An 18,546-nucleotide genomic window follows, 5' to 3' on the forward strand; every position below is an offset into this window, starting at 1 on the left:
AGGCCTCCCGCTAGCGTTCATCCTGAGCCAGGATCAAACTCTCCATTGTAAATAATTTCGTGTGAAGCAAGAGCTTCTGTTTTTTACAACTTCGAATTTCCTATAGCTCCATTATTCAAGGATTGACTTCGTTATTATTCGGCTATTTGTTTCTTCTGTTTATTTTATAATTTCAAATGAACTTCTCATCTTAGCAATACCTCTCGGTATTTGCGGTTGCAAAGGTAATACTTATTTTTTAACTGACAAATTTTATTTCGAAAATTTTTAAGTCTTTATTTCAATAAGCCAATCTTACTCTCACTCCCAAATTCCTCTCGGAATCGGGTTGCAAAGGTAATACTTATTTCTAAACTCGCAAATTTTATTTTAAATAAATTTTTGTCGCTATATAAGCCCTTATGTCAATTTCAACACTACTCGTCTTTCGTATTGAGGTTGCAAATATACGCCTGCATTATTCGTTTTTCCAAACATACTTTACATTTATTTTACATTATTTCCTTAAGTGATTGGTATAACGCAAAATATTTTTTGAAAGTTTTATCAAATAGCTAAATTTTCCATACAAAAACTCAAGTTCAATCTAGTAAATGGATACTTTGTGGTTGTGAAATCAAGAAGAATTGTAGCGAAAGTGGAATCAATTATTAAGTATATAATATAAGATTCATCTAGAAATCGGGAGATTTATTGGAGAATACAATAAAATGATCAATTTAATCTATCAAACGTAGTGTGACTTGCTCAGTTTCCCCATATCGCTTTAAGGTTTTAATGTTTCCGTTGTGGTCATAACTTAATTGCTCGTTGTAAGTTCCTGCAAACGATTCATCTACTTTCTCTTTACGATAAAAGCGAGCAAAATTCTATCTCCGATAAAGAAATAAAGGATTTACTAAAACTGATAAAATAGCAAAAGGCAAACCGAGGTTTGCCTTTTGAGATATTGTGAATTTATTTTACTTGTAATCTGATACACTACCTTCCTTAATTATTTATAGGATTTTTATTTTTCCATAATTCTTTATAAAGTTTCGGGAATTCATTTTTAATATTTTTATTAATATTTTCATAATGTATACCTGAATTTAGTATGGAATAATATGATTTTAATTCATTTTCACTCAAATCTTTAAGTAATATAGACACATGATTTCCACCTAACTTTTTAGTTATTATATATATATAATAAGAATGTAAATAAGCAGATTCTCCATCTAAAAAATTAACATCTAAAAAGATAATTTCTTTAAAAGATAATTTGTCTCCTTTTAAACTATTATTAACTAATGTACAATACTCTATATCATGCTCATACATTTTATCTAAGACAATCTCATCTATTTTTATAGTTGAATTTTCACATTTTTTAGGATAACAATTACTGACAAAAAATATAATAAAAATTAATATTTGTAATAGTTTCATAATAAGATTTAATTAATTGGATCTAGTATTTTTGGACTTGATTAAGTATTCTATTATTATGATTAATCTCTTTACAATTAAAAAATGAAAGTAAACTGATTAATAATTTTATTGCTTTCTTCATATTATTAATTTTTAATCCATTTTGTTGGATCTCCAGACGATTGTTTTATTTTATGAGGTTGATTAGGATTAATACTTATTCCTATAACTTTCATGGTGCCATATTTAGTTCTTGTAGAAAAAGGGTTAAACCTTTGTCTACCTTGTCTATCGGAAACTTCAGTTTTTGAAATTGTATCCATTATTTGATTAATAACATTCCATTCTAAATTTCTATCACTTGAGCTATCTGAATTACATAATGTGACACATCCCCAGCTTTCAAGACCTAGATGTAGTCTAAAATTACTTCTATTAGTTCCATCCTTTTTTTGGGAATTTTGATGAGTATCATCATATCGAAAACTATCTTGTGGATCTAATCTGTACCAGTCATCATGTTTTCCTCCTTTATTATCTAGAATATCATATTCTCCATTAGGTACAGGAACTTGTAGACCTCCTGTATTAGGATGATTAGTTCCATTTTCGTCACCTTGATTGATATTTCCATTTTCATCTGCAATCCCTCCACTGAATACTCCTTTTATTACTAAAACTTGATTTGCTATAAGTTTACCCTTTTTATCTCTAATTCCTTTTACGTTGTAATCTTTAGTGGAAACATTAACTGTTTTTAATCCTTTTCTATAATTATCCATATCCATAATCGATAACTCCCCTGTTTCTGCATTATATGATATTCTAACTTCTCTTCCATCAGGATCGATATAATTTATAGGATTATTTATTGTATAATTATATGGAGTTATTGAAGCATACTTCTCTGCCAGTGGGTCGATATTGAACCAACGTCCTATAGCAGGGTCGTAATTCCTGTTACTCCTTTATTTAAATCTTTGGTTAGATTTCCGTTAACATCATACGCATAATCATTCCCAGTTTTATTGCCATCATTAAAACCTAAAGTTGTAGATGAATCGGTTACTTTCTGTAATTTGTTACTTTTATCGGTATTTTCATAATCATAAACTAAATCATCTATCAAACGAGGTGTGGCTTGCTCGGTTTGTCCATAACGCTTTAGGGTTTTAATGTTTCCATTGTGGTCATAACTTAATTGTTCGTCGTAAGTTCCTGCAAAATATTTAGCTGCTCTCTCTTTACGATAAAAGTGAGCAAAATTCTATCTCCGATAAAGAAATAAAGGATTTACTAAAACTAATAAAATAAAAAAAGGCAAACAAACGTTTGCCTTTTTCTTTATTGTGAATTTTGAATTAGAATAATTTATTTGGAGTATTACCAAGATTCAGGTATAGGAAGTATTGAATATTTAGAAGATTCAATACTATATTTAGAATCATTAGGAGATTGTTTATCAATGTATTTCATTGTCAAATAATTGGAAAACATCAGAATAGCATTAATATTTAAATTTGAATTTAAATATTCAAAATTATTCAAAACATATTTATTATTTATAACAATAGATTGAATAGAGTTATAATCTTTAACAAAATGTTTTCTATCTAATTCATCTATAGTGATATTATAAAAAATTTCTTTAAATATTTTAAAATCATTTTCTGAGAGATTAAAAGAGTATCCTCCTACTTTTTCATCTGGATAATAAACATTTGCTGTTATATTTCCTGTTGAATCAATATTCAAATCATAGGCATATTTATGATTAATTAAAAAATTAGTCTCTGGAGGATTTTCACTTATAGAAATATTATTAAAAATAAGATCATTTTTTTTATTTATATCGTACAATTTATAATTCATTTCAGTTTTATTCCTTGTATAATTTTTCAAATCTACAGTCCGATTTTCTATTAGATTATTAAACATAAATCCAATCTCATAAATAGAAGAATTATCATCTTTTATTAACCAATAATAACCATCATTTAAATTATATGAATAATACAGATTATTATCTTTTTTGTAAATATTCAACAGACTTATTATTAAGAGTAGCCCCAATACGAAAGCCATGAGCTTTAGTATTAATTCCTTTTTCAGATACATTTAGATTACTTTTTTGATAGTATTGTTTTAAAATTGGAGAAATATTATTATCCCTTGCAGAGCCTGAAGCTTTTTCGGTAAAATGATCAATCCAGCCATTGACATTATTTTCAGCTGTTATTTTATAACCTGATTCGTTTTTTAAAAAATTGATAACGTCTTTATCGTAACCACTACTAAAATCTAACTTTCCATTATCTACATAATCTTTAGATGTAGGAAGTATATGTACAAAACTTTCATGACCAATGGTAACCATTGCATCAGAAACGAAATGATTAGTAGTGGAATTATTGTTTCCTATAGCCATATTAAATTGTAGTCTGCCATTTTCCATTGTATGTCCTCCATCTCCAGAAGCAATATCAGATTTAACATCCGTTGTAACTTTAATATCGATTCCAGCTTTATGATATTCTCCATCTTTATTAAATTTAACACCCCCAATTTCATCCCCAGCTTTAGCGTATTTAGCAAAAAAATTGTAACCTTCTTTTGTATTCACAAAATTTCTCATTGCTATTTTATTCTTTTCATTAGCTGTATTATTAAATTCCGTTGGATCAATATGCTCAGGAGCCATCCCATCGGGATCTATGAAGAAGACAGGATTATTAAAAGCGTAGTTGTAAGGAGAGTGACGTCGCATTTGTTCCGAGAGCGGGTCTATGTTAAACCAACGTCCTATTGCAGGGTCGTAATTTCTTGCTCCGTAGTCGTACAGATTTAGGTTTAATTCATCTTGTAGTTCTTTACCATTGTATTTGTACTTATAATTTACAGACCCAGATGTTGAACCGCCTGGAGCTGCTAATCCTATACCAATTTCAATTAAATCACTCTCTCTTACAATTTCTCTTGTTGCACTTCTCGTATATCCTTTGTGTTGTAAGCCAAACGGATAATAATGATCTTCGTTTACGGTTTTTAATTTATTGTTGACATCGTCCCACGCATAACTTACGCGTACACTCGCTTCACTCGGGTCATTTCACGAAAAGCTTTATCAAAGTTTTTCGCTCATGAATCTAAATGATCTGTCAAATTGTACACATAGTTATACACCACTGTTCCTGCTGTTATCGCATTTACATAGCCTTCTGTTGTTGGAAAAAATTGTAATATTGATTGATTCCCTTTTCCTGCTGCTAGAGAATACTGAAATCCATTTATATAATACGTTCCTTCTGCATTTGATAACAAATGATTCTGTACATATTGCTAACTTTACGCCATACGCATAACTAATCTTATCTCCTCCGCGACAATCTGGCTCGTTCGCTAAAAATGTTTACAAAACATTTTTTAACGCTCCGCCCTCAAAGAACCTCTGTTGGTAAATTTAAGAAATTATACGTAATTCCGGTTATCCCTTTGTTTAAATCTTTGGTTAGATTTCCGTTAACATCATATGCATAATCGTTGCCTGTTTTGTTTCCATCGTTAAAACCTAAAGTTGTGGATGAATCGGTTACTTTCTGTAATTTGTTACTTTTATCGGTATTTTCATAATCATAAACTAAATCATCTATCAAACGTGGTGTGGCTTGCTCGGTTTGTCCATAACGCTTTAGGGTTTTAATGTTTCCGTTGTGATCATAACTTAATTGTTCGTCGTAAGTTCCTGCAAAATATTTTATCTACTTTCTCTTTACGATAAAAGCGAGCAAAATTCTATCTCCGATAAAGAAATAAAGGATTTACTAAAACTGATAAAATAACAAAAGGCAAACAAACGTTTGCCTTTTACTTTATTGTGAATTTGTTTGTGAATAATATATTGTAGTCTAACAATACTTCTGATACACTACCCTACCATCTTATTTTTTTACAAGTAATTTGATTCAATATTGAATCAAATTTTGTCTTATTTTCTAGTAAAACTTTTTGATATCCAAAAGAAGAATAATCATTATTTCTTATTTGTTTCCAATATTTTTCATTGTATATACCTTCTATTTCATCATTGCCTAATAAAGAGAATTTATGAATTTCTTGATTATAAGTGCTATCATCCATAATTGGATACAAATCTATAATATTAGGAGTAAAGAATAATTCTTCTTGATGATTGTTTATTAATATAACGGCATCAAAATCTTCATTTTTGATTGTTTTTTTATCAAAATCACGTTTACTAATATTTAATGAGCACTCATAAGATTTTAATGAAATTATAGTTTTTGAATTACACCCTATAAAGATTAGAAAGATAAATAAATATAAATATTTCATAATTAACGATTAAAAATTGAAAATGTGTTTATCATATATTCAATAAGTGGTCTTGGATTTGTGTTGTTATTTAATAAATTAACAGGTCCGTTGCTAGTATTATATTGAGATCTAGCCGGAGCTCCTAGAGAATTTCTTAATTGATTTTCAAAATAAGTAGCCCTCCATTCTCTATCAAAAAGACCATCTGTTTTACTTCGAGAAAGTAATCCAAAATTTGAATCCAACCCATGAAATAACTCATGTCCTAGATTTGTAGTCGGATTAAAATTTATACCCTTGGTTGTCATCAGACTACCTGCTAATTCATTTGTTGGAGACCAATAAATTGTTCCTCCAGAGCCTATAGATAGTCGATTTGTGGATAATATAGCATCTCGATTACTTTTACCCATATATTCCCAAAAAGAGGCATTAGCCATGCTGTTAGGTGTATATTGATTTTTATCACCATCAGGGTTGAAAGTCGTATTCGTTATTGAAAAATTATTTGTAGAACTTTGTAGAAGTGATAACATACTACTACCTTCTTTCGTTGTAGATATACTGTTTAAGCTATTTACAGCTGAATTTAAATATGAATTAGTGATTTTTAAACTACCGTCTTTTTTTATTTTAACCCCCTTTCCATTATATGCAGAACCATCTGCATTTAAAAGTTTACCGTTTTCATATAGAACTTTATGTTCATTTTTATTTCCAAAAGTAATCCATATACTATCTCCTTTTACATCAACAAAACGAATTGGATTATTTGCAGCATAATTATATGGAGTTAAATTAGGGTACTTTTCAGCAAACCTATCAATTTTATTAAATCTTCCTATTGCTGGATCATAATCGCGCCATCCATACGCATAGGTATTTAGGTTTAATTCATCTTGTAACTCTTTGCCGTTGTATTTGTACTTATAGTTAGCAGAACCAGAAGTATCTCTTGTATTTATTTCTATACCAATTTTAACTAAGCTATTTTCTCGTATAATTTCTCGAGAATTGCTAGTATATCCTCTGTGTTGTAAGCCAAATGGGTAATAATGATCTTCGTTTACGGTTTTTAGTTTACTATTTACTTCATCCCACGCATAACTTACGCGCACATTTCCCAAATGATCTGTCAAATTATACACATAGTTATACGCCACTGTTCCTGCTGTTATCGCATTGACATAACCTTCTGTTGTTGGAAAAAACTGTAATACTCCATCTTTGTACTGAAAACCATCTAAATATTCAGTTTTGTTTACTTTTGTGCCGTCTGTTACAATTTTATTCAACTTTACACCTACTGCATTGTAGGCATAATTAATCTTTTTGCTTCCATTCCAAAGAACCTCTGTTGGTAAATTTAAGAAATTATACGTAATTCTGGTTATTCCTTTGTTTAAATCTTTGGTTAGATTTCCGTTAACGTCATACGCATAATCGTTGCCTGTTTTGTTTCCATCGTTAAAGCCTAAAGTTGTAGATGAATCGGTTACTTTCTGTAATTTGTTACTTTTATCGGTATTTTCATAATCATAAACTAAATCATCTATCAAACGTGGTGTGGCTTGCTCGGTTTGTCCATAACGCTTTAGGGTTTTAATGTTTCCGTTGTGGTCATAACTTAATTGTTCGTCGTAAGTTCCTGCAAACAATTTACCTACTTTTTCTTTACGATAAAAGCGAGCAAGATTCTATTTCCAATAAAGAAATAAAGGATCTACTAAAACTGATAAAATAACAAAAGGCAAACCGAGGTTTGCCTTTTGTGGTATTGTGAATTATTTCACTTGTAATGAATATGTTGTAAGATAGTAATACCTCTGATGCGCTACCAGACCTTATTACTCTTCTTTAAATAATAGATATCCACCATCATCTCTTTTAGATATCTTAAATTTAGAATTTGAAGGTACGATATATCTATCTTTTAAATTTGGAAAATCAACATATAAATAAGGTGATATATTATTAAAATTATAAGAATCCTTAATTTCGAAAACTATTTTATTATTTTTAATAAATATTAATAATGACTCTTGATTACTCCTTGTGTTATTATATTCTACCCCAATAATTTTACTAATTTCTTCTTTATCTGCTTCGGGATAATTCTCACTATTAAAAATATATAATTTATCCCATTCAAATACAAAACAATCTTTTAAATTAAAATAGCACTTTTTCTTTTCTTTACATGAAGAATAATAAGAATTTACCGAATTATAAAAGTTATCTTTTCTATTCTGGCAATTGATAATAAAGAATAAAATAAATATATAAAATAAAGTTTTGATGATATTATTTATCTTTTCCATTATCATTTAGTTCTGTTATTCTGTTTCTTAAATCTTTCCAATCTTTTTCAGATAAATTTGTTTTTGTTACATTAAAAGTTCCATCTTTATTTTGTTTAATGGTATATAAACCTTCAGTTTTAAAAATATCTAAAATTGTTAATGCAAGTCCTTTTTTTGTAGCAAAACTTCGCTCCTCGCCATATTTTCTACCTATTTGATTATTAAGTTCATCAGCAATACCATCAGCTTGTACGATATTGTTTATATTATTTTTATTAGAAATATCAATAGTAGTTCCTTCATGAGAATCTGCGACACTTTTGGCCGTTTCTGCTCCGTATTCTTTAGTCATAATTGCACTCCATAGAGCGTGTCTATATGCTCCTCTATCACTTCCTCTGTCACTATCTTCGGCGATAGGGCCATTTCTCTTCAATACAGCATCTTTTGCATCTTTAGATGCTCCTCTTGTAGCAAAATTATTTGCTACAACTCTTGCACTATTTGACCATTTCCAAGGAGATCCAGCTCCAAAGGCTTCTGATAAACTATATTTTGATGTATTGTGTTGTTTCCATTCGTTATAAGCCTTATTATTTCCAGCTTCACTTTGAATATCTTTATTTGTGGTAGGTGCTCCTTCTAAACCTTCAATCTCTATTTTCCAGACAGGATTATTATGAGCAAATTGATAAGTACTAATATTATAGTAGTCTTCAGAAATAGGGTCAACACCAAAGAAGCGTCCTATAGCAGGGTCATAGTTACGATATCTGTAGTTGTACCAATTTAAGCCAAGTTCATCTTGTAACTCTTGCCCATTGTATTTGTACTTATAATTTGCAGAACCTGAACTTGTTCCTAAACCAATACCTATTTCCACACTTCCAATTCCTCCTGTAATATCTTTAGGTGGTTTGTCGTATCCTTTATGTTGTAAGCCAAATGGATAATAATGGTCTTCGTTTACGGTTTTTAATTTATTGTTGACATCGTCCCATGCATAACTTACGCGCACATTTCCCAAATGATCTGTCAAATTGTAGACATAGTTATACGCCAATGTTCCTGCTGTTATTGCATTGACATAACCTTCTGTTGTTGGAAAAAACTGTAACACTCCATCTTTGTACTGAAAACCATCTAAATATTCAGTTTTGTTTACTTTTGTGCCGTCTGTTACAACTTTATTCAACTTTACACCTGCTGCATTATAGGCATAATTAATCTTTTTGCTTCCATTCCAAAGAACCTCTGTTGGTAAATTTAAGAAATTATATGTAATTCCTGTTATTCCCTTGTTTAAATCTTTGGTTAGATTTCCGTTAACGTCATACGCATAATCGTTGCCTGTTTTGTTTCCATCGTTAAAACCTAAAGTTGTAGATGAATCGGTTACCTTCTGTAATTTGTTACTTTTATCGGTATTTTCATAATCATAAACTAAATCGTCTATCAAGCGTGGTGTGGCTTGCTCGGTTTGTCCATAACGCTTTAGGGTTTTAATGTTTCCGTTGTAATCATAACTTAATTGTTCATCGTAAGTTCCTGCAAAATCTTTAGCTAGGTTAGAATAATTCGCATTGGTTAATCGATTTAAACCATCATATTTGTAATCATACGAACGTAAAAACGAATTTTCTTGTGTTAACCAAAACGTTTGTGAAATATTTCCATTGAATAATTCTTGCGTATTATGACTTGCTTTGGTTTGATCTTTTGTGTTATAATTTATTTTATAAGCAAAAAGATCTGTTCCTAAATTTGTAATATCATTTATTTGCGTTAACCAACCTCTGATGTTGTAGTTATAATCAACCGTTTGATAAGGTGAAGTCATCGTATTTCCTACTTTTTTAGAGGTTAATTGACCAATATTATTATAATTATTTTGTGTCAAAACTTCTACTTTACCACTGTTTATCTGATGCGTATGTTTGGTTAATCGTTCAAATTTATCATAAGAAAAAACTTCTGTTACTTTTAGAGGTGCATCCGTTTTTAAACGCTTGTGCGTCGTGACAACTTGTTTGGCTTTTCCTCTAAAGTCTAATTCACTTTCAACAATTGTAGAACCGCCTAAATAATTAATTTTATAAGTTTTTATTGGACGTAAATATTTATTATCATAAAATGTGTAATTATACTCAAAATTCCATCCATTATTTTCCCAAGTTCCTAGACTACGCATTACAGTTAATGTTGGTAAACCTTTCAATTTACCTCCTGTCACAATGCTTTGTCCTAAAGCATTTCCTGCAAGCGAAACTCCTTCTTGCGTCATCGGATAATCATCGTAATAATTAACCGTTAATACATGATTGTTATAACCAAAACCTGCTTCGTTATAGTAAATTATGATGTTGTCTTGTTTGTAGCCAGTTGCATCTCTACTGACATTATTATTGCCTAAATGATCATTTATTCCTGCTTGAATCTGATCTCTTGTTCGACCTTCAGCTTCCCATGTTTTTCCTGTTATAGCTACTCGTCCAAATCTGTCGTATTTAGTGAATACCCAATAATTTTCATTGCGCATGTTTTCATCCTGTACTCCAACCAAACGATCTTGTTTATCGTAAAGCATATATTCCCAACCTTTTCCAGGGAGTTTTTTCTCAACTAATCTGTTTTTATCATCGTAACGGTATTGATAAGCCAATTCTTTTAACAAAGAAATATAATTCAAAACATTCGTGCCATTGTTAACTAATTCCATCAACTTTGGTGGTAAAACACATGCTAAATTCCCATAAATATCGTACACATAATAGGTATTGAATTCTTTGCCACCTGTTTGAATTCTTTTCAAAATTACTCGCCCTTCTTTGTCCTTAAACTCAATAATAGGCTGCCCATTTTCGTCTGTCGTCGTGGTTTTATACAACATTCCATTCTGATAAGCACCTGTTATCGTTAACGAAATATTGTTACCTGAATTGGTCAAGGCTTGATTAATCCCAAACATCAGTACATTGTCTCCAGAATTAGTTTGGTAATCAAAACTTATCGCTCGATTCGTATTAACATCCCATGTAGCTCCTGGAGCGCCTTGTTTTAGAACTCTATTCAATGGTGAATTTTCGTACTTTTTTTGGCTATACACCTGAGCTTCTGGATAGTCTGTATACGTAACTGCTTCAGTATACGAAAGATCTCCTACAACTCCTGGCAAATATTCCCGATCGACACGACCAAATCCATCATAAGTTACTTTTGTTGCCAAACTAGGATTAATAAACTCCATTCCTACATTGCTAAAACCCGCCATAGATAGACCTGCTTTAGGGCTTACAATACTTAGTTTTTCTCGTCCTAAGCCATCAAAATAAGTGATTTTATTGATGTATTGTTTTGCTGATGTATTAGCTTTTGTGGTATCTGTTGTTGCTTCTAATAATTCTTTCGTTAAAATGTAATTTTCAGTCTTTGTTTGCGCTTGTCCCACAACGTTAATTCCTAACATTGCAAGAAAACTTAGTATTATTTTTTCATAAAAGTGTTGCATAAGTATGTTAGGTTTAAGGTTGTTTGTAATTGTATTCAAACGTTTTAATCACTTCATTTTTCTCATTTACAATTGATTGTAAACGATTGGATGAATCGTAATTATAAAACTCGCTCTGTCCATTTGGGCCTGTAATACTTGTTACGCCAATTAATGGTTTGTAAGTATAAGAAGTAAGCATTGCGTCAGGAATTAATGTTCGAATAGTCGATTGTTCTGCTACAGTCAAAGTTCCGCTTTGTATTTTAGTTAGATAATTTGCTAATTTACTTGTAGCATTAGCAAACGTAGATCCTTCAATCTTAGCTACTGGATATTGTCCTCCATACCCCCAAATAATCGCAACAGGAATACCGTTTTCTAAGGTATATTGCGTTAGATTACCTTTTGCATCGTAACTGTTGTACGTTATTTTACGGTCGTTCACAGTAGTATTTTTACCTTTTTTAGCATAAACAAACTCAGGTAAAATTAAATTTCCACTTGTTCCAGGAAAATATTTATACAATGTTCGTTGTTCAGATAAAACTGTAAGTTCATTTATAGATTTTGTAATCACAGGTGTAGCTATCATATTACGTTTTACCATCTCCTGCATAATCTCACTTTGTTCGTAATCGCTTACTAAATCTGGTGGATATTGATATTCTGTCGTTAGGGTTTCGCCTTTGGAGTTTTTAGTAATTACACTTGTTGGATATAAATGTTTATAAGTTGGGGAATAGTGGTTTTCTGTTGTGGTTACTATACTGCCATTTGGAAAATAATCTGTGGTTGTTGTTCTAGTATTTTGTATCCATGTGTTATCTATTGAAAAAAAAGCATAATCAAATTTGGCTAATACAAATCCATACTCATCGCTTATTTTTGTAATATCTAGACCATATTCTATCCCAGAATGATTTGGTAGTGCACTTGATGAAAATTTATTTAAAAATCGGTCTTCATTATAATCATATATAGTTTGTCTAACTTTTGTATTTGCATTGTTTTTTAGAATTTCCTCTTCAGTCTTTCCTTGTAAAAAAGCTTCATTACATATAGGATATATAAAATTTGATGTTCCATAACCATCAAAACGTGTAGAACATCCACTATTATTAAATGTTGAAAGTTTAGTGTAATTTTCACTCTCTTTTTTTAGATTTTTATACGTTTCAGTCACATATTTGTAAATAACAGATTTCCCGTTAATTGTATTCGTTTGCCATCCAGGATTATTGGTAATAACTCTTTGTTTTCCTCCTGTTTCTGAATTACCTTTAGTAAAATATGATGTATAAAAGGCTCTAAATCTATTTTCTCCATATAAAACACCACTCTCTTTTGTCGTTTCTGGATTTGTATATTCATAATTACGAGAAATTTTATTTGAATAACTATCGTCCAAAGTAATATTTTTAACTCGTAATGTTCCAATTTTTTCATTATGTTCTGGAATGTTAATATAGTCGTTTTCATTCCAAGAAAAAGAAGCAAAACATTCTACAGGTTCCCATGTTAATGGATCTTGCCCTTTTTGAATAGACATTCTAAAGCTTTTATCTTTCAAATCAATATTCGTGAGAAAAGGGCTTTCACCAATAGTATACCGATAAGGTGTTGTATAAATATTTTGATTTGTAGATTTATCTATTATTGATAATTTACAATTTCCTATTTTTTCTATCCCTGAACCGTCATCATTGTCTCCTGTAAAATCTAGCCCAGTATTAAATATTTTTAAATCTTTTACATTAAAATCTATATAAGGCTGAGTATCTCTTGTTGTATAGGTTACTGTATTTAAAATTATATTATCCTCTTGACTTTCTTCCATAAAATATTGATCAGCTTCATATTCTATAGATAAAAATCCTCCTGTTGGATAGTTTATTTTTTTTAGGTTTCCTATAACTCCATATTCAAAATTAGCTTTTTTATCAGCTCCTCCATAAACAGAGGGTTTCCCCTTAAAATCAGAGATTATTGTAATAGGAATTGAAGTTGTTTGTCCAATTTTACCATTATAAACTCCCCAATAGTCTTGAGCAAAAGAGAAGCGATTAACCAAAGGATGATTTTCATAATACTCTAATGTATATTTTTGATTAGATAAGACTTCTTTTACTTCTTCTAATTTTAAACGCTTATCAATTCCTCTCAGTAACCTATTGTCAATCTTCCTCATTTGTTCTTGAATATCTTGATGAATATCAAGCAATGATGAAGCAAAATAATTTGTGTTTTGATTTAGTTTAAAATTTTTAATAATACTATCTTGATTATTTTTCACTAAAATTTCCTCTAGAAAAACTTCTCCTGGCAAATCTTGTCGTTCTTTTTTACTATTATTTGCATTATAATTAAATTCAATTACATTATTCTCGTACTTTATTTTTTTCAGTACTGGTTCATTCGATGATGTATAAAATAAACAAAATGGATTAATAGTTGGTCCTGATCCATCTGAAGAAATATCATGAGAATAATCAATAGCTTTAATCTCATCTATTTTTTTTGTTCAGAAAAACCAGTTGCGAACATTGTTCTACCAAAAGATTCATACTCATAAGAAATTACTTTTTTATTTTTTGTTAAAATTTGTCCTAATGTATAAGTAGAATTAGACACTTCACCAAATACGGAAGCACAAGTATTATAACTATAACTTGACATAGGATTAGAAAACAAAAATTCATTTCCTTGATCGTCTATAATTGTTATTGTTCCATTTGTTTTTTTTATTTCAATTGGATAATATGGTATCGGTATCCCTCTTAAATTTTGAGAATCTATTATAAACTTACCAGAATAATTCCCTATACTGTAAGAATAGATGTCAGGTTTATATTCTTCTAATGGTTCAGGTGTATTTCCAGATGCATTTTTCGCTTGTTGATAAGATAAATTATTTGCACTTGTTGCATCATTTGGAAAAAATGTCCCTGGATCAAAAATTTTTCTTGTATCAAACTTATCTCTTGCCCCTACAACTTGCATTGTTAATGAAGGTCCTGCATTAAGATTCCATCCTAAACCAACTCTTGAAGCTATTTCATCTACTTTAACACCGGCTGTTGAATAATCTAGTTGTATAGGTATACTTAAGCCGTCTACCTGAATTGTGTAAATAGGGATATTAAAGTTTGCAACCCCTGTATAGCTACCTTCAGGAATGTCAACGAATTTTGCAAAAGCATATGCTTCAGGTGTTTTAGGATATAAATCTATATTATAATTATTACTATTTTCTCCTATTATAGCCTGTCCAAACACACTTCCTGAAGCTAATAATAAAAGTGAAACTACATTTTTCTTCATAATTACTTTTTAATAATTTTAATAGATTCAGTTTGGTTGTCGGTGTTGATTTTTAGAATGTAAACACCAGCTGGATAATTACCTAAAGAAATAGGTGTTGAACGGTATTTCACCTCTTTGGTTTGTAAATGTTGTCCTGTTAAATTGTAAACTTCAATAACCGCTTTTTCAAACTCTTTGTTGATTAAAACATTCACAAAATCACGTGTAGGATTTGGATAAGCTTCGATATAGGTACGTTTTTCTTGCGAAGATTTATCGCCTAATTTTACCAAATAAAAATCGTCTTGCCCTTTTGCTGCACTACCATTATTCGAATTTCCTACCAATAAATACGAACCATCACGCATTGGAATCACTTTTTCTAAATAGCTAAAACTTTCATTTTTTCCAATCTCTTTTTTCCAGCTTTCTTCGAAACGATTATCAAAATAAAAAGCCAGGTATTTGCTCTCTAATTGATTTTGATTTGTAGTACTTTTATGTTTATAACCGATCGTATTTGCAGTGATTAGATAATCATTTTCAAGTGGTAAAACGGAATTAATCTGAATAGAAGATTTAAATTCTTTCGACTTTTCATTCGAAAATGAAAGATTTTCATCTAATTCAACTAGTTTTAATTCGTTTTTTGCTGAATAGCTAAATGCTAAAGTTATTTTATTCTCAGTAGAATTCAACGAAACTAAATTAGATTGTTGATCATTTTCAAGTGTTTTTTCTTGAATAATTTCTCCTTCTTTATTTAATTCAACAAGCCAAACACTACTTAAATAATGACTATCTTGAGATTTTAATTCACCTTTTTTGGAATTTGAAATACCTCCAATTAAATAACCATTCTTTGTTTCAACTATTGTTTTTAAGGCCTCTTCTTGCTCTCCACCAATTGTTTTTTCCCATAAAACAGTTCCTTTTTCATCTAATTTAATGATCCAAAAATCATTGGAACCAAAGTTGTCTTGTGATTTTATGTTTGATTTGGGAGAATCAGAATTTGCACCAATTAAATAACCTTTATCAGTCGTTCTAATTACCGTTAAAGCCTCATCATTGCCTAAACCTCCAATTGTTTTTTGCCATTGAATAGTTCCTGTTGGATCTAATTTTATCATCCAAACATCCATTATACCAATAGCTTTTTCGGTTTTATCACCAGATTTTGAAGAATTGGAAGAACCTACTAGCAGAAAGCCTCCGTCGGGAGTTGTTATTGCTGATTTCAATAAATCGTCTCCATCTCCTCCAAAAGAATTTTGCCATTCTTGATTTCCATTTTCATCCATTTTCCAGATGAAATAGTCTAAACCTCCTTGATTTTTCTTTTGAATATCACCTGTTGCATCAGAAGCAGAACTTCCTAAAATTAAAAAACCATAATCAAGTGTCGGTATTGCATGATAGAGATATTCTGCTTGTTCGCCTCCAAATGTTTTTTCCCACAAAACATCCTGCTGTGCAGAAATTGTAAGCATAGAAAATAGGGAGAAAACTGAGAGTAAAGTTTTTCTCATATATATTAGTGTTAATTAGTAATCGAATATACTACTTTTTTCTGTAAATGATTGATATTTAATAAAAACCCAATATTCATCTAGACCTTTATCTTACAAAGATCCATCAATTATTTTTCAAAAAATTACGGTTTCTCGTAAAAGATAAATCTAAAAATGAGATTGTATTTTACAGAAATGGAAATAAAAAAACTATGAAGAATTTGAGAAAATTAATTGTTTTAGATGTTGCATGGAGCAGATTTTTTTTCCAAATACTGAACTGATTATATTCTATAAACAATGTTATGAAATATAATTATTAAAATTTGTAGTTTTGATAGTGAAATTTAATCACTAATTGGTACATTTTTATGAAAATAAAGCGTTTGAATCAAAGTTATTTAATGTATTCTTTTGTCATTTTTGGACCAATCGTACTATTCGTTATGGTTCCTATAATCATCTTAGCTGATAGAGATTTTACTTTGTTGCTTTGTCTGATTATGTTTTGCATAATTTCTGTATCTCTTATATCTATTTTTGGATACCTTCGTCTAAAAAAGAACATTCATCTATGCAAAGTTATATTAGAAGCTGAAGGGCTTAAGATTGATAATGTTATGTATCACACAGATCAAATAGAATTGATAACAAGTATCGGACTTCGTAATGCAATTAATAAATATTATCTGTACCTTATTGAGATCAAAATGGTGAATGGAAAGTTTTACTATTTTTTAGATAGACCTATGAGTTGGACGTTTAAATCTCCTAGTATACGTTTATTAAAAAAGCATGCCTTGTTATCTTCAAAGGTAAATGATAAACAAATAGATAAAGATGGGTTTTCGAGTTTATACCAATAACCTAGCTTTTTCGAGTTTTAAATACATCTGCCTAATGTCTCAGATTACAATTGATAGTATGCATTAACTTTTTCCGATTGTAAATTCAACTATTCAACAGATAATATACAATTCAATAGTCTATTGAAATAATTTTCACCAATTATTGATATTATTCGATTTTTCTAAAATTTCTTGTATCAGCTTATTAAAATGATTCTCTAAACCAGTTATCGCATCAGGATAATCAACTTCATTCTTCTTATTGTAAATAGAATTTTTGTTTTTGTTCGTTTCGTTCAACACAAGATATTCATAATATCCAGTATTTGAATTCCATTTTCTTGCTTCGAAAGAAGGTCGATTAATTCGTATTTTATCATCTTTAAAGAGCATTGTAATCGAATAAGACAAATCATATTCGATAGTTGATTTACCTATTTGCAAATAATTTGTTTTTTGCTTTACTGCTAACGATTTTGGTTCATATCCATTGATTGTTATACTTTCATTTTCAGCTAAACTCAATACTTCTTTTGGATCTTTGTACATACTCGATAAAGCTGATAATACATTTCTGTATAACTCATTCTTTTTGGTATTGGGTTTATCAATTACAATATAATCTGTCTTGTCTTTGGATGAAACAAATCCATTTGATGTTAAAGTGAAATATTGTGCATAGCTAAATTGTGACAAACAAACAATTGTAAATAAAGTATATAAAGCTTTCATATTTTTTCGTTTAAACACTAATTTAAGAAAAATGCTTCATATTTTGAATGAATAACTAACAATCAATGTGTTAAAATTTATAAATTAAGGATGTATTGTGTCAATAGGTTTTATATAAAAAAAGTTAATAAAGTCTCCTATTATTCTATTTTAATGTTGCACAACTGTTATCCTTACAATGTAGATTTCGTTTTGTTATTTTATTGGTGTGCAAATTTCAAGTAAAAATCCATCAATATCTCGAATATAACTAACTGTTTGTCCCCAAGGTTTTTGAATTGCTTCTTCAGCTATTAATGCACCAAGCTCTATCGCTCTATCAATGACTTTTTGAACATCATCTGTAATCAATGCTAATTCTATTCCAAAGGGTTTTTCTAATTGGGAGCTTTCAATAAATCCGTTTTTTAAATTAGAATTTGCTAAATCTTTCGAAACGAATGAAATTGTAGTTTCTCCTGTAGAAAGTTCGCCATAATCATTTTCGGGTGTTATAAATTTTCTATTAAAACCAAATGCTTTTTCATAAAATTTAATTGATTTTTCTACGTCTGAAACGTATAAGATTGTGTATCCTAACTTTACCATTTTATCTTGTTTAATTTGTT

General features: G+C 29.9%; 17 protein-coding genes and 1 pseudogene. 1 reads left to right on the forward strand and 17 read right to left on the reverse strand.

The window, feature by feature from the left end:
- Nucleotides 1-990 precede the first annotated feature (990 nt).
- From E4J94_RS16590 to E4J94_RS16660, 15 genes and pseudogenes are all read right to left on the reverse strand, one after another.
- Nucleotides 991-1,431, reverse strand: coding sequence for a hypothetical protein (locus E4J94_RS16590; protein ID WP_135836903.1), 441 nt, complete (start codon nucleotides 1,429-1,431; stop codon nucleotides 991-993).
- A 128-nt stretch (nucleotides 1,432-1,559) separates the two neighbouring features.
- Nucleotides 1,560-2,195: a tlde1 domain-containing protein gene (locus tag E4J94_RS16595; RefSeq protein ID WP_168801905.1), complete on the reverse strand. Its 636-nt coding sequence runs from the start codon at nucleotides 2,193-2,195 to the stop codon at nucleotides 1,560-1,562.
- A gap of 111 nt (nucleotides 2,196-2,306) precedes the next feature.
- A pseudogene (locus E4J94_RS17955) lies at nucleotides 2,307-2,354 on the reverse strand (hypothetical protein); the annotation flags it as partial.
- Nucleotides 2,351-2,542 (reverse strand): hypothetical protein, encoded by a 192-nt coding sequence (locus E4J94_RS16605; protein ID WP_135836905.1) that lies wholly within the window; start codon nucleotides 2,540-2,542, stop codon nucleotides 2,351-2,353. The gene E4J94_RS16605 and the pseudogene E4J94_RS17955, both read right to left, overlap by 4 nt.
- Before the next feature lie 254 nt (nucleotides 2,543-2,796).
- On the reverse strand, nucleotides 2,797-3,459 hold the full coding sequence (locus E4J94_RS16610) for a hypothetical protein (protein ID WP_135836906.1): 663 nt from the start codon (nucleotides 3,457-3,459) through the stop codon (nucleotides 2,797-2,799).
- On the reverse strand, nucleotides 3,437-4,384 hold the full coding sequence (locus tag E4J94_RS17865) for an RHS repeat domain-containing protein (RefSeq protein WP_317129233.1): 948 nt from the start codon (nucleotides 4,382-4,384) through the stop codon (nucleotides 3,437-3,439). The genes E4J94_RS16610 and E4J94_RS17865 overlap by 23 nt, the downstream gene beginning before the upstream one ends.
- Nucleotides 4,385-4,551: 167 nt before the next feature.
- The gene (locus tag E4J94_RS16620) at nucleotides 4,552-4,734 is read right to left on the reverse strand and encodes a hypothetical protein (RefSeq protein ID WP_135836907.1); all 183 of its coding nucleotides are present in this window, start codon (nucleotides 4,732-4,734) and stop codon (nucleotides 4,552-4,554) included.
- A 116-nt stretch (nucleotides 4,735-4,850) separates the two neighbouring features.
- The gene (locus E4J94_RS16625) at nucleotides 4,851-5,066 is read right to left on the reverse strand and encodes a hypothetical protein (RefSeq protein WP_135834090.1); all 216 of its coding nucleotides are present in this window, start codon (nucleotides 5,064-5,066) and stop codon (nucleotides 4,851-4,853) included.
- A 277-nt stretch (nucleotides 5,067-5,343) separates the two neighbouring features.
- Entirely contained in the window at nucleotides 5,344-5,766 is a 423-nt protein-coding gene (locus E4J94_RS16630) for a hypothetical protein (RefSeq protein ID WP_135836908.1), read from the reverse strand.
- A gap of 2 nt (nucleotides 5,767-5,768) precedes the next feature.
- Nucleotides 5,769-7,406 (reverse strand): RHS repeat-associated core domain-containing protein, encoded by a 1,638-nt coding sequence (locus E4J94_RS16635; protein ID WP_135836909.1) that lies wholly within the window; start codon nucleotides 7,404-7,406, stop codon nucleotides 5,769-5,771.
- Nucleotides 7,407-7,595: 189 nt separating this feature from the next.
- Nucleotides 7,596-8,069 carry a hypothetical protein gene (locus tag E4J94_RS16640; RefSeq protein WP_135836910.1) on the reverse strand — a complete coding sequence of 158 codons (474 nt, stop codon included), beginning with the start codon at nucleotides 8,067-8,069 and terminating at the stop codon, nucleotides 7,596-7,598.
- Nucleotides 8,053-11,559, reverse strand: a complete 3,507-nt coding sequence (locus E4J94_RS16645) for a DUF6443 domain-containing protein (protein ID WP_135836911.1) — start codon at nucleotides 11,557-11,559, stop codon at nucleotides 8,053-8,055. The genes E4J94_RS16640 and E4J94_RS16645 overlap by 17 nt, the downstream gene beginning before the upstream one ends.
- A 13-nt stretch (nucleotides 11,560-11,572) precedes the next feature.
- Complete coding sequence (locus E4J94_RS16650) at nucleotides 11,573-13,834, reverse strand: hypothetical protein (RefSeq protein WP_221411303.1); 2,262 nt, start codon at nucleotides 13,832-13,834, stop codon at nucleotides 11,573-11,575.
- A gap of 215 nt (nucleotides 13,835-14,049) precedes the next feature.
- Nucleotides 14,050-14,862, reverse strand: a complete 813-nt coding sequence (locus E4J94_RS16655; RefSeq protein WP_135836913.1) for a hypothetical protein — start codon at nucleotides 14,860-14,862, stop codon at nucleotides 14,050-14,052.
- A 2-nt stretch (nucleotides 14,863-14,864) separates the two neighbouring features.
- On the reverse strand, nucleotides 14,865-16,376 hold the full coding sequence (locus tag E4J94_RS16660; protein ID WP_168801906.1) for a T9SS type A sorting domain-containing protein: 1,512 nt from the start codon (nucleotides 16,374-16,376) through the stop codon (nucleotides 14,865-14,867).
- A gap of 602 nt (nucleotides 16,377-16,978) precedes the next feature.
- Between E4J94_RS16660 and E4J94_RS16665 the strand changes: the two genes are divergently transcribed.
- Complete coding sequence (locus E4J94_RS16665) at nucleotides 16,979-17,224, forward strand: hypothetical protein (protein ID WP_135836914.1); 246 nt, start codon at nucleotides 16,979-16,981, stop codon at nucleotides 17,222-17,224.
- A gap of 135 nt (nucleotides 17,225-17,359) precedes the next feature.
- Here the strand turns inward: E4J94_RS16665 and E4J94_RS16670 are convergent, their stop codons facing one another.
- Together E4J94_RS16670 and E4J94_RS16675 are read right to left on the reverse strand one after the other, a co-directional pair.
- Complete coding sequence (locus E4J94_RS16670; protein ID WP_135836915.1) at nucleotides 17,360-17,938, reverse strand: hypothetical protein; 579 nt, start codon at nucleotides 17,936-17,938, stop codon at nucleotides 17,360-17,362.
- Nucleotides 17,939-18,133: 195 nt separating this feature from the next.
- Entirely contained in the window at nucleotides 18,134-18,526 is a 393-nt protein-coding gene (locus E4J94_RS16675) for a VOC family protein (RefSeq protein ID WP_135836916.1), read from the reverse strand.
- Between the last annotated feature and the right edge of the window lie 20 nt (nucleotides 18,527-18,546).

Source organism: Empedobacter tilapiae (assembly GCF_004785645.1).
Classification (GTDB): Bacteria; Bacteroidota; Bacteroidia; order Flavobacteriales; family Weeksellaceae; genus Empedobacter; species Empedobacter tilapiae.

Excerpts from the sequence above, each read along its gene's own strand:
- E4J94_RS16590 (WP_135836903.1), bottom strand. The coding sequence starts at position 1,431 with ATGAAACTATTACAAATATTAATTTTTATTATATTTTTTGTCAGTAAT.
- E4J94_RS16595 (WP_168801905.1), bottom strand. The coding sequence starts at position 2,195 with ATGGATAATTATAGAAAAGGATTAAAAACAGTTAATGTTTCCACTAAA.
- E4J94_RS16630 (WP_135836908.1), bottom strand. The coding sequence starts at position 5,766 with ATGAAATATTTATATTTATTTATCTTTCTAATCTTTATAGGGTGTAAT.
- E4J94_RS16640 (WP_135836910.1), bottom strand. The coding sequence starts at position 8,069 with ATGGAAAAGATAAATAATATCATCAAAACTTTATTTTATATATTTATT.
- E4J94_RS16645 (WP_135836911.1), bottom strand. The coding sequence starts at position 11,559 with ATGCAACACTTTTATGAAAAAATAATACTAAGTTTTCTTGCAATGTTA.
- E4J94_RS16655 (WP_135836913.1), bottom strand. The coding sequence starts at position 14,862 with ATGAAGAAAAATGTAGTTTCACTTTTATTATTAGCTTCAGGAAGTGTG.
- E4J94_RS16660 (WP_168801906.1), bottom strand. The coding sequence starts at position 16,376 with ATGAGAAAAACTTTACTCTCAGTTTTCTCCCTATTTTCTATGCTTACA.
- E4J94_RS16665 (WP_135836914.1), top strand. The coding sequence starts at position 16,979 with ATGTATCACACAGATCAAATAGAATTGATAACAAGTATCGGACTTCGT.
- E4J94_RS16670 (WP_135836915.1), bottom strand. The coding sequence starts at position 17,938 with ATGAAAGCTTTATATACTTTATTTACAATTGTTTGTTTGTCACAATTT.
- E4J94_RS16675 (WP_135836916.1), bottom strand. The coding sequence starts at position 18,526 with ATGGTAAAGTTAGGATACACAATCTTATACGTTTCAGACGTAGAAAAA.